Annotated in this window: 12 protein-coding genes; all 12 read left to right on the forward strand. The window is 51.9% G+C overall.

Annotated elements, in window-relative coordinates:
• The first annotated feature begins 120 nt into the window (after positions 1–120).
• Complete coding sequence (locus tag Q0095_RS03535; protein ID WP_297881407.1) at positions 121–549, forward strand: hypothetical protein; 429 nt, start codon at positions 121–123, stop codon at positions 547–549.
• On the forward strand, positions 542–1,276 hold the full coding sequence (gene fabG / locus Q0095_RS03540; protein ID WP_297881409.1) for a 3-oxoacyl-ACP reductase FabG: 735 nt from the start codon (positions 542–544) through the stop codon (positions 1,274–1,276). The genes Q0095_RS03535 and fabG overlap by 8 nt, the downstream gene beginning before the upstream one ends.
• Positions 1,270–2,499, forward strand: a complete 1,230-nt coding sequence (locus Q0095_RS03545) for a beta-ketoacyl-ACP synthase (RefSeq protein WP_297881411.1) — start codon at positions 1,270–1,272, stop codon at positions 2,497–2,499. Before fabG ends, Q0095_RS03545 begins: the two co-directional genes overlap by 7 nt.
• Positions 2,500–2,509: 10 nt before the next feature.
• Positions 2,510–2,932: an excinuclease ABC subunit A gene (locus tag Q0095_RS03550; protein ID WP_297881412.1), complete on the forward strand. Its 423-nt coding sequence runs from the start codon at positions 2,510–2,512 to the stop codon at positions 2,930–2,932.
• Positions 2,922–4,481: a beta-ketoacyl synthase chain length factor gene (locus Q0095_RS03555; RefSeq protein ID WP_297881414.1), complete on the forward strand. Its 1,560-nt coding sequence runs from the start codon at positions 2,922–2,924 to the stop codon at positions 4,479–4,481. Before Q0095_RS03550 ends, Q0095_RS03555 begins: the two co-directional genes overlap by 11 nt.
• A complete protein-coding gene (locus Q0095_RS03560) occupies positions 4,471–5,580 on the forward strand; it encodes a hypothetical protein (protein WP_297881416.1) in 1,110 nt (369 codons plus the stop codon). Before Q0095_RS03555 ends, Q0095_RS03560 begins: the two co-directional genes overlap by 11 nt.
• A complete protein-coding gene (locus Q0095_RS03565) occupies positions 5,577–6,332 on the forward strand; it encodes a lysophospholipid acyltransferase family protein (protein ID WP_297881418.1) in 756 nt (251 codons plus the stop codon). The genes Q0095_RS03560 and Q0095_RS03565 overlap by 4 nt, the downstream gene beginning before the upstream one ends.
• Complete coding sequence (locus tag Q0095_RS03570) at positions 6,329–6,595, forward strand: phosphopantetheine-binding protein (RefSeq protein WP_177388711.1); 267 nt, start codon at positions 6,329–6,331, stop codon at positions 6,593–6,595. Before Q0095_RS03565 ends, Q0095_RS03570 begins: the two co-directional genes overlap by 4 nt.
• Positions 6,588–6,866, forward strand: coding sequence for an acyl carrier protein (locus Q0095_RS03575; RefSeq protein ID WP_297881420.1), 279 nt, complete (start codon positions 6,588–6,590; stop codon positions 6,864–6,866). The genes Q0095_RS03570 and Q0095_RS03575 overlap by 8 nt, the downstream gene beginning before the upstream one ends.
• A gap of 749 nt (positions 6,867–7,615) precedes the next feature.
• On the forward strand, positions 7,616–8,155 hold the full coding sequence (locus Q0095_RS03580) for a DNA gyrase subunit B (protein ID WP_297881422.1): 540 nt from the start codon (positions 7,616–7,618) through the stop codon (positions 8,153–8,155).
• Complete coding sequence (locus tag Q0095_RS03585; protein WP_297881424.1) at positions 8,136–10,229, forward strand: AMP-binding protein; 2,094 nt, start codon at positions 8,136–8,138, stop codon at positions 10,227–10,229. The genes Q0095_RS03580 and Q0095_RS03585 overlap by 20 nt, the downstream gene beginning before the upstream one ends.
• Positions 10,210–10,968: glycosyltransferase family 2 protein (locus tag Q0095_RS03590; protein ID WP_297881426.1), on the forward strand; the 759-nt coding region annotated here is incomplete at its 3' end. The genes Q0095_RS03585 and Q0095_RS03590, both read left to right, overlap by 20 nt.

The following is a 10,968-nucleotide window of genomic DNA, read 5'->3' on the forward strand; positions in this document are numbered from 1 at the left end:
CTCCGCGGCGCTACCAAAATTTAACCTCGCGTGCGAAGCAAAAAAAGCGCGCGTAGATACCGCGATGAATCTAAACTTTGCCTTCGGCGGCGACAATGCCGTAACCATAATAGGACGCGTATGAGAGCCTCTAGCATCCTACCGCAGAGCGGATATATGGTCTTCGCGGATGAAATTTTAGAGGTTAGCGACGGGTATGCGAGCTGCGCGTTTAGCGTTAAAGAGGACTCGCCGTTTACTGAAGACGGCGAGCTCGGCAGCTACGCGTATATGGAGATAATGGCGCAGTGTATCGGCGTGTATTCGGGCTACCGAAATGACGGCGAGGCAAGGCTCGGGTTTTTGCTGGGCGTGCGGAACCTCGATATTTCGCGTGCAAGCCTGAAGGTGGGCGAGCGCGTGATCGCGACGGCGAGGCAGAGCGTAAGCGACGGCGATGGGTTATATATCTTCGACTGCGAGATCCGCTGCGGCGGCGAACATATCGCAAGCGCCACGCTAAGCGTAATGCGTGCGAGCGACGAAATGATAAAGAGTATAAATGGCTAAGAGAATTTTAATCACCGGAGCAAGCGGCGGTATCGGCGAGGCGTGCGCGTTAAATTTAGCGCAAAAGGGCTACGGCTTGGCGCTAAACGGGCGCAACGAAGCAAAGCTTAATGACGTAGCGAAGCGTTGCTCGGATGCGGGCGCGGCGGAAGTTCAAATTTTAAAATTTGACGTCGCAGACACTGCTGCGGCGCAGGAGCAGATCGAAGCAGACATAGAGGCAAACGGCGCGTACTGGGGCATAGTGCTAAACGCGGGCATCACGCGGGATAACTCTTTCGTGTGGTTCGAGCGCGAGGATTGGCAAAGCGTGATAGATACGAATTTAGGCGGGTTTTATAACATCCTAAAGCCCGCGCTGATGCCGATGATCCGCGCCAAAAAGGGCGGGCGTATCGTCGTAATGAGCTCGGTTAGCGGAATTGCCGGCAACCGTGGCCAGAGCAACTACGCCGCTAGCAAAGGAGGCCTAATCGCCGCGGCAAAATCGCTAGCGATAGAACTTGCAAGCCGCAAGATCACGGTAAACGTCGTGGCTCCCGGGCTTATCAAAACGGCGATGAGCGAAGGTATAAACGAAGCTGCGAGCGAGCAAATTTTAGGCGCGATCCCGCTAGGCCGCATCGGCGAGCCGAGCGAAGTGGCGCATTTGGTGGAGTTTTTGCTAAGCGAAAATTCCGCATACATCACAAAAGAGGTTATTAAAATAGACGGTGGATTATGTTAAATAGAGTAGTTATTACGGGTTTTGGCAATGTCTGTGCATTCGGACGGGACTGGGCGAGCATAAAGCAAAATTTGGCGCAGCAAAAAAGCGCCGTAGTTTATATGAGCGAATGGGATATCTTCGGCGAGGAGCTAAACACTAGGCTGGGCGCGCCGATACCGAATTATGCGCCGCCTGCGCACTGGAGCCGCAAAGATACCCGCTCGATGGGTAAGGTAGCGATGTTTGGCGTCGATGCTGCGGGTGAAGCTCTGGCGGATGCGGGACTTTTAGAAGAGGGGTGCATAAAGGACGGTCGTATGGGCGTCGCAGCGGGTAGCTGCAGCGGCGACGCAAAGGCTACGGGCGAGGTCATAGATATTTTGCATGGCAAGGATAGCACCTTCAACGCCAACTCATACGTAAAGATGATGCCCCACACCGTCGCTGCGAATATCGCGATCTACTACGGACTAAAAGGCAGGCTCATACCTACGAGCTCTGCGTGCACGAGCGCGTCTCAAGCGATCGGCTACTCCTACGAAGCGATAAAATTTGGCCTTGCGGATATGATGCTGGCAGGCGGCGCGGATGAGCTACACCCAAGCCAGGCATTCGTATTCGATAAGCTCTACGCGACAAGCTGCAAAAACGACACCCCTACCCTCAGCCCTGCACCTTTTGATATAGCGCGCGATGGACTGGTTTTGGGCGAAGGCGGCGCTATATTCGTGCTGGAAAGCCTCAGAAGCGCCCTTGCGCGCGGCGCTAAAATTTACGCCGAGATAGTAGGATTCGGCACAACCTGCGACGGCACGCATATCACCCGCCCGCAGAGCGAGACTATGCGTGCGGCGATGCAGCTGGCGCTCAAAGATGCCGCGATTTCGCCGGATCTCATCGGGCACGTAAACGCCCACGCTACGGCGACCAAGCAGGGCGACGTCGCAGAATCTACGGCGACGCATGAAATTTTCGGCTCGCAGACGCCCGTGAGCTCTTATAAAGGCTATTTGGGTCATACTTTGGGCGCGTGCGGGGCGCTGGAGAGCTTCATCTCGGTGATGATGATGAATGAGGGGCTATTCTATCCGAATCTAAATTTACAAGCTATCGATCCGGAATGTGCGCCGCTTAGGTACCTCACGCAGCCACAGGAGATAAATACGAATTACGTTATGAATAATAACTTCGCTTTCGGCGGCGTGAACACCTCTTTGATTTTTAAAAAATTTATCGGTTAAAGGAGAGAAAATGAAAAAATTTCTATTTTTCGCAGTTGCGGCGCTTCTCGTCGCTAATTCGGCTTATGCCAAAAACGACATCATGCGCTTCCCTATCGCCGCGGCACTCGCAGAGCCCGACGCCAAAGCCAAGCTTGATCCGAACATAAAATTCTACTTCGGCAACAAATCCGCAGGCAGAAAGATCACGCAGCAGCTAAGCTCGAACAAAAAAACAAACAGCATCAACAAGACCGATCAAGCCGCATGCAACCGCGCGTTTTTATCGGCACTGCTTAGCTTTCAAGACCGAGCCAAAAAAGAGGGTGGCAACAAGGTCGTAAACATCACGAGCTACTATTACAAAAACGTTTTCGTGAGCGACAAGGAGTTTGAATGCGGCGTAGGCTCGATAATGAACGGCGTCACGCTAAGAGGCTATATTGCAAAATAAACTAAGCTTCGGCGTAGCTTACGCAAGCGCGATAATTTCGGGCGAGCCGGCGGAGTTTTATAAAAATTTCGCCGCTTGCTCGGACGGAATTTCCGAAGTAAATTTAGGCGGAAATTCCGATCTCGCTTGCGACACGGATCAAAATTTTACGTATGATTTCGCGTTAAATTCTACGCAAGATTTTACAGATATTCCAGACTGCAAGCAAAATTCCATAAATTCTGTAAAATTTACAGCTTGCGAGAATAACGAAAAAGCGGGGCGTAACCTTGTTACAGAAGATTTTGATGAAAAATCTACCGAGCTCGGCTCGCAGCGGGGATTAAATTACAAAGCGGTTGCGTCTAAATTTAGCTCCGCGCGCACTTTTGATTGCGGCTCCGAAAAGGTGGCGGAGCTTTATAAAAATTTCGCCGCGCGCGAGGGCGAGGCTTTACAAAATAGCCCTGAAGAAAATTTAGAAATCGCTGCCCGCTTAAAAGAGGAAATTTTAGCACTCGAAGCTTTAAAAAAAAAGCCGGCTCTTTATCATATTCCGCCATTGCAGCGTCGCCGCTTGGGGCTCGGGGCAAAACTTTGCATCTCGCTTTTAGGCGAAATTTCGCAAAATACGCCGGAAAGTTTAGCCGAGGAAAGCTCCTTAAATCTCGCGCCTCAAAATTTAGATGCAAGCAAAAGCCGTGCCGCCGCACAAAACCCGTCGCCGCAGGATTTTTCAAATGAGAATTCTTTAAATTTTATGCCGCAAGATTTAAATTCGGCGCAGCAAGATTTCACAAATAAAAATTCTTTAAATTCCGCGAGGCAAAATTCCAAAGCAAACGAATGCTCGGGAGCCTGCGATCATGCGATGCAAAGCTCCGCAACGCAGCGCGAGGGAATGCCGCTCGTCTTTTGCTCGCGCCTGGGCGAGATCAACCGCTGTTTTAGCCTGCTCGGCTCGATGAGCGAAAGCGTCTCGCCTTCGAGCTTTTGCGTCAGCGTACTCAACGCGATCGCGGCGCAAAATGCGATTTTTACGCAAAATCATGCCGAAATTTCGACGATCTCTGCGGCGTGCGCGCTCGAAAACGGCGCAATAATCGCCGCTGCGAGGCTGAAAGAAAGCGCGGAAAATTTCGGCTCCGCGCAGGACGCAAACGAAGATGGCAAGGACGGCGAATGCAAGTTGGATAACGATAAAATCGCCCTGCTCTGCTATTTTGAGGAGGTAAATAACGACTATCTGAAGCGCTGCGACTTCGCCTGCGCCCTACTTCTGGTGCTTCAGCGCGGAGATGACATGCAGATCGAAATTTCGCCGCACGTTGCGGACGCAACGACACAGAGCATAGAGGCACAAAATCCAAAACCGCGAGCCGAGAATGAAATTTTACGAAGCTTTAAAGGGGACGGCGAGATCCCTCTAGATACCGCGGTGAAATTTTTGGCTAAAATCCTCTCCGGCAAGCGCGAATGGCGCAGCAGCGACGGGGTTTTGGACTATCTTTGGCGCGTCAAAGATCCCGCCAAAATCGCAGCTTTTTTAAGGCAAGATCGTGAGCGTTAAAATAGCAAAATTTCATCGCATGAGAAAGCGTGGCGAGACGAGCAAATTTAATCAAAATCCTAGGCCACGCGGAGCCGCAAAGGCACGAACGACGAGCTTTAAATTTAGCCGCTCCGCCAAACGCGGATATAGTGAAGGTTTTAAATTTAGCCGCGCTATCAAACACGAGCTCGCCCAAACGGCACATCTTAAAAACACGCCGAAAGGGCGCGTGCCGTGCGCCCCCAAATCGCGTTGCAATGAGGCGCGCTGCGAAAATACGCCGCCGAGGAATACGCAACGAATCCAAAAAAATCCGCCTAAACGCTGCGAGCTGCGAGCCATAAAAATTTTACCGCAGCGGCGCATGGAAGACACCGTAAAATTCCGCTATAAAGACAGATGCGGCGAGCCGAAATACTACGCGCAGCAGGCTGTAAATTTCATAAATTTAGCAGATCAAAGCTTGGGCTACGAGTTTAAATTTAGCCGCGCGATGAACCGAGTAGCCACTCACGCAGGATGCACACGACAAGGCGCTACGATGAATTTTAAATTTAACGACGCCGCGAGCTATAAATTTAATCAGACGGCGCGTCGTATGGCGGCGCAAAAACAGCGTGTATGGCACTTCGCAGAAATTCTGTCGCAACGGCGCGCGTGGCAAACCGCCGAAATTCTACCGCAACGATATGTGCAGCAAAAGATAAAAATTCCATCGCAGCAATACGCACGACGAAGCGTGCGGCAAACTGCGGAAATTTCACCGAGACAGTACGCACGGCAAGCGGCGGGAATTCTACAAGATCGCAGTTTATCGCGCGTCACAAAAATTCTATTGCTTCGGCACATGCACGGCGCCGAGATCGCCAAGGCTCCCGCTCAGAGCACGAAAAATCTATTACTTCGGCGCACGCCGCAAGCTGAAATATCGCGCACAACAAACCGCAAAAACTCCGCTGCGATGCGGCGAGCGGTAAGCCGTAAAAATTTTATCGAGATCGCGCGCATGATTAACCATCAAATCCCCGCCGAGAACAACAAAACCCTCGCCGATAGTCATAAAATCCCTAACGAGAGCTGCCGCATAATCCCCGCTGAAAGAGGCGCCGCGCGATGAAGCAGTTAAATCCGCTAAGGCGCAAAATCAAGCAGATCGGCATCGCGTTATCCTTCGCTAGCTTCGGCGCACTGTGTATGATAGGTAACCTACTCTTCCTCCCCGTAGCGCTGCTGCGGCTAAACCGCATAGAGGTCGTGCGAAATTTCGTGCGCGATTTTATAATGATCTCGTGGCGCATATTTTTGCTGCTCGCGCGACTTTACGGCAGTATCGGCGTGAACTGGCGCTGCAAACTCCCGCCTAGCGGCACCCTCATCATCGCAAACCACCCTAGCCTGCTTGACGTGGTGATCTTTTTAGCTCACGTGCGGCGCGCAAACTGCGTAGTCAAGGAAAGCCTATGCAAAAACCCTTTCCTCTCCGCCGCCATCGCAGCCGCGGGCTACATCCCAAACACCGACTCGGAAGCGATGATAGATGCGTGCCGCAGCGCCCTTGCGCGAGGAGAAAGCCTAATCATCTTCCCCGAGGGCACGCGCACCGCAGATCGCATCGCCATGCACAAAGCGGCGTTTTACATCGCGATAAATTTCGCAAAAAATATGAATTGCATCGCGATAAAAATGGATCCTAAAAGCCTAAAAAAAGGACAAGTATGGTACGATACGCCCGAGGTTCGGATGAAGTACGACCTCTACGAGCTGTGCGCGCTCGATCTAACGGACTTTGAGCCGGATCGCCCAAATCCGATCCGCGTGCGCAAACTCTACGAAAAAATATCAAATCTATATGAAAAGGAGAATCTGTGAACGAAGAAATTTTGGAGCTTAAGGAGCTGATCATTTCGGGGCTGAACCTCGAAGACGTAGCGCCCGGCGACATAAATGACGATGAGCCGCTTTTTGGCGACGGGCTCGGGCTCGATTCGGTCGATGCGCTGGAGCTCGGGCTTTTGGTGCAGAAAAAATACGGCATCGTGCTTAACTCAAAAACCCAAAATTTAAAGCAAATTTTCTCATCCGTTGCGTCTTTGGCGCAGTACATCGCCGAAAATAGGAGTAAAAATGAGTAAAGATGAAATTTTTGAAATTTTAAAAAAGGCGCTCGTGGAGCTTTTCGAGATCGACGAGAGCAAGGTCGTGCCTGAGGCCAAAATTTACGAGGATCTGCAGATCGACAGCATCGACGCGATCGATCTGGTCGATTACGTCAAGAAAAACACCGGCTATAAGCTGATGCCCGATGATTTTAAAAACATCCAAACCCTTGGCGACATCGTGGATGCCGTAGCAGCGAAGCTCAATCAGGGCGCGAGCGGGGAGACTACGGATGGCGAGAGTTAAATTTAGCCGTGCGGCGCGGCAAGATCGCGCGTGCGCAGCTCGGTAGTTTACTTTGCGGCGGCGTTTGGCTTGATAGATAGCAACGGCGGCATTTTGTTTGGTGCGCGCGGTGTTTTGACGGCACACAGCGAACGTTTTATTGAAAGCATGCAGGAAGCGGCTTGCGGGCTTGGCGATTAAGCGGCACGGTACAAAGCCCGCCTACCCGCCGCTTTTAAGCTATTATGCAAAGCGCTTTGCAGATCAAAATTTTAAAATTTTAATCTGCAAGCCTGGGTGAAATTTTGAAATTTTAAAAGACGTCGTTTCTTTTGAGACCGTCGTTTTCATAAAATTTCAAAATTTTAAAATTTCGGCTAAATTTAATTTAGCGGATTTTATCGCGAGCGCGACGCCGCGGGTTAAATTAAAGCGCAGCTAAATTTTAAGATGCGGCTAGAATTTGAAGGCGGCAGGCGCGGCTGAATTAAAATTTTAAAAGTGCGGCACCTAAAATCGAACGCTAAGGCCAAATTTAAAGTATCGAAGCGCGGTAATAATCGCGCCGATTGCGCTACTAGCAGCAAAACCAAAATCGCTGCGACGAAACTAAAGCTACCACAGCAAAAGCCTAGCCAGCCGCGGTAAAACTAAAACCGCAGCAGAAAAAAGCTCAACCGCTGTGACGAGGCTAAAGCTGCCACGGCAAAAGCCCAACCGCCGCGGTAAAAAAACCAAGCCCTTGCGGCTAAATTTAAGGATTACAGAGATTGCGACGAACGATATTTTTAAAAACAGCTACCGTAATTTTAAGCGTGTTTTACCCTTTCGGCCTCTATTTTTTGCACGGCGGCGCGCTGGTCTGCTTGCTTGTAGCGATGAGCGCGCTATGGGGAGCGCGAGCTGTTTTTGAAAGTAAAGATCACGCTATTAAGGGCGCGAGCGCGGCATTTTTTGCGCTGTGCGCCGTATTTGGCGGCGGAGCGCTTGCGTATCTGTATCCGCTCATAATAAATTTCTCGCTCGCGGCGCTTTTCGCGCTCAGCCTAAGATCGACGCCCGCGATCACGCGCTTAGCGCTTTTGAAGCAGCCAGGTCTCAACGAGCACGGCCGCGCCTACACGCGCAAGCTGACCGAAATTTGGCTCGGATTTTTCGTGCTAAACGGCCTACTTAGCGCGGCGCTGCTGCTACTGCGAGATAAAATTTATTGGAGCGTTTACTGCGGCGCGATCTCATACGTCCTCATCGGCGCGCTGATCGGCGGCGAGATGATTTTTAGGAAATTTTATGTTAAAAAATTTGATTAATTCTTTGAAACCTTACGAGCGCGAAATCCTTGCTGCGGCGGCTCTTGCGCGCGATTTAGCAAAAACTGGATGCAAGCAGAGCGAAGCGGCAAACTTAAAAGGCGCGGACAAACTCAAAAATAGCGCGGCAAGCGTAAATTTAAAAGATGCGGAAAATTCTAGCGGCGGCACAGATACCGCGCGCGACCTGCAATCGGCGCAGACGCAAGAGCAAGAACGCGCGCCGATGATTGAAATTTACGGCGAGGACGCGGCGGAGCTCATCGCGTTTTTTTTCGGCGCGCTGATTGCGGGCTTTGCGCCCGTACTGCTGCGAGAGCCCAAATTTAGCGGTAAATTTCATCTAGGCGGCGACGTAAAAATTCCAAATCTCGCCGCAGCGCAAAATTTAGACGAATTTAGCCCGCATGATTTAGAAAAAATTTCGCCGCACGATACGGGAAAATCCGCGCCTAAAATTTCATCTAAAAACGCGCCGCAAAATCACGCGCCGTGCGAGCAAGAGGCTGTCTCTTTGTATCTGCTGCGCGCCGATCAAAAATTTTATATCAAAACTTCAGGCTCGACGGGCGAAGCGAAAAATATCGGAAAAAGCCTACGCGATATGGTTTTGGAGGCGGAATTTTTGGTAGAAAGATTCGGCCTTTGCGCAAGCGATCGATTTTTATCGGGTGTCTCGCACCAAAATATGTTCGGGCTCACATTTAGCATCTTCGTGCCGCTGATTTGCGGCTCGCGCACGCAAAAAGGCGGTCTAAACTACCCTGAAATCATCCTTGCAGCCGATCTTGCGGGCGCCGTGCTGATCAGCTCACCCACGGTGCTCGGCGCGCTGTGCGAGCACGCAGACGCCGCAAACATAGCGCCTTTGAGCACCATTTTTAGCGCGGGTGCACCGCTAAGTCCTGCGATCCGAGATAATTTGCGCGCGCTTAGCAGTGCCCGCATCGTCGATATTTACGGCTCGAGCGAGACGGGCGTGATCGCCTGCAACGAGGGCGCGGGGCTTAAAAAATTCGCTCCAGTTAGCGTGCAGATCCGCGCAGATATTGATAGCGGCAGCGCGGCAAAATGCGAGAATAAGCCCTTCGATCTTGTGGCAAGCTCTTGCGGCGGAAATTCTGCGGCAAAGCCTAAAACACGCTGTGCGGACGGGCAAGACGCAAACCGCTCGGGCAAGCAGGCGTCTAAATTTAATGCAGACGTTAGCGATAAAACCGCGACCGATACAGAAAACAGCTCCGCACCGAACTCCGCGACAAAACACGACGATAAATTTACGCAGGCAGAGGGGCTTTGCGATAAATTTACGACAAAGCGGCCCGCCGACCAATTTTCGCAAACGGGCGAGTTTACGATCAGCTCGCCTTGGTGCGAGCGCTTTGAAAGCCGCGATTTCGGCTATGTGTGCGCAGATGAGATCACGCTTTTGGGGCGCGGCGATCGCACCGTAAAGATCAACGAAAACCGCGTGAGCCTCGATCTTCTCGAAGCCAAACTCCGCTCGCACGAATTTATCGGCGAGTGCAGGATTGATCTGCACCCCCAGCGAGACCGCGCCGTAGCTCTTATCAAGCTCAGCGAACGCGGCGAGCAGGCGTTTCGCGCAGGCGGCAAAAAGGGCGTCACGGACGAGTTAAAGGCCTTTTTAAAGCCCGAATTCGGCGCGATTTTGCGCTACTTTAAGATCGCAAGCAAGCTGCCTTTTAATGAGCAGGGCAAGCTAAGCAAAAAGGACTTTTTAAGCGCCCTGCAGCGCTACGAGGTGCCAATTTTCGAGCGGAGCGCGGAGAGTGAGTTTCGCGCGAAGGTGCGAGCCAGCGACTTTTATTTTGACGGACACTTTGCGCGATTTGCGCTGGTGCCCGCGTTTATGCAGCTTCGCTTCGTATTGATCTGCGCAAAAGCCCTGGGCTACGAGCTGGACGGCACGCAAAAGATAGAAAATTTAAAATTTACGAATTTCATCCGCCCCGGCGATGAAATTTTAATCAAAATCACCGAAGCAAGCGGCAAACTCCGCTTTGAAATTTCAAACGACAAGGTCTGCGCCAGTGGAAGAATTTGCCTTTAAGCCCGCATTTTTACTGCCCTACTTCAACCACCCCGCGCGCATCGCCGAGCTCGTGCACGCCCTGGCGCCCATCGCGCCCGTGCTGATCGTGGACGACGGTAGCGACGAAGCGAGCAAAAGCGCGCTAAAGGGGCTTGCGGCTCAAATTTACACCCGCGCGCAAAACGGCGGCAAAGGCGCTGCCGTGTGCGACGGCCTAGTGTGGGCGAAGAAACTTGGATTTACGCATGCTTTTCAGATCGACGCGGACTTTCAGCACGACGTAAGCAGATGCGAGGAGTTTTTGGCACTTGCGGCGCAGCAGCCCTCCGCGCTGATCTGCGCTGCGCCCGCGTATGACGAAAGCGCGCCCAAATCCCGCCTACACGGACGCAAGATAATGAATTTTTGGTGCGTGATAAATACCCTCTCGCACCGCATAAAAGACGCGATGTGCGGCTTTAGAATTTACCCGCTAGAGGGGATCGTGCCGCTTCTGTCCCGCACGAAAAGCCGCAGGATGGGCTTTGATGCCGAAATTTTAATCCTAGCCGTGCGCGCGGGGCTAGAGATAAAATGGCTCAATCTGGCGGTGCGCTACGAAACGGGCGGAGTGAGCCACTTCGCGCCGTTTCGAGATAATTTCGGAATTTCGCTGATGCACGCTAGGCTATTTTGCGGACTTCCGCTTTGGCTTGCAAAAAGAGCGCTTCGCCGCTTTAGCTCGCTTTTTGGAAACATCGACGTACATAATTACGCG

This window comes from uncultured Campylobacter sp., assembly GCF_938045535.1.
GTDB lineage: Bacteria > Campylobacterota > Campylobacteria > Campylobacterales > Campylobacteraceae > Campylobacter_B.

Excerpts from the sequence above, each read along its gene's own strand:
- Q0095_RS03535 (WP_297881407.1), top strand. The coding sequence starts at position 121 with ATGAGAGCCTCTAGCATCCTACCGCAGAGCGGATATATGGTCTTCGCG.
- fabG (WP_297881409.1), top strand. The coding sequence starts at position 542 with ATGGCTAAGAGAATTTTAATCACCGGAGCAAGCGGCGGTATCGGCGAG.
- Q0095_RS03545 (WP_297881411.1), top strand. The coding sequence starts at position 1,270 with ATGTTAAATAGAGTAGTTATTACGGGTTTTGGCAATGTCTGTGCATTC.
- Q0095_RS03550 (WP_297881412.1), top strand. The coding sequence starts at position 2,510 with ATGAAAAAATTTCTATTTTTCGCAGTTGCGGCGCTTCTCGTCGCTAAT.
- Q0095_RS03565 (WP_297881418.1), top strand. The coding sequence starts at position 5,577 with ATGAAGCAGTTAAATCCGCTAAGGCGCAAAATCAAGCAGATCGGCATC.
- Q0095_RS03575 (WP_297881420.1), top strand. The coding sequence starts at position 6,588 with ATGAGTAAAGATGAAATTTTTGAAATTTTAAAAAAGGCGCTCGTGGAG.
- Q0095_RS03585 (WP_297881424.1), top strand. The coding sequence starts at position 8,136 with ATGTTAAAAAATTTGATTAATTCTTTGAAACCTTACGAGCGCGAAATC.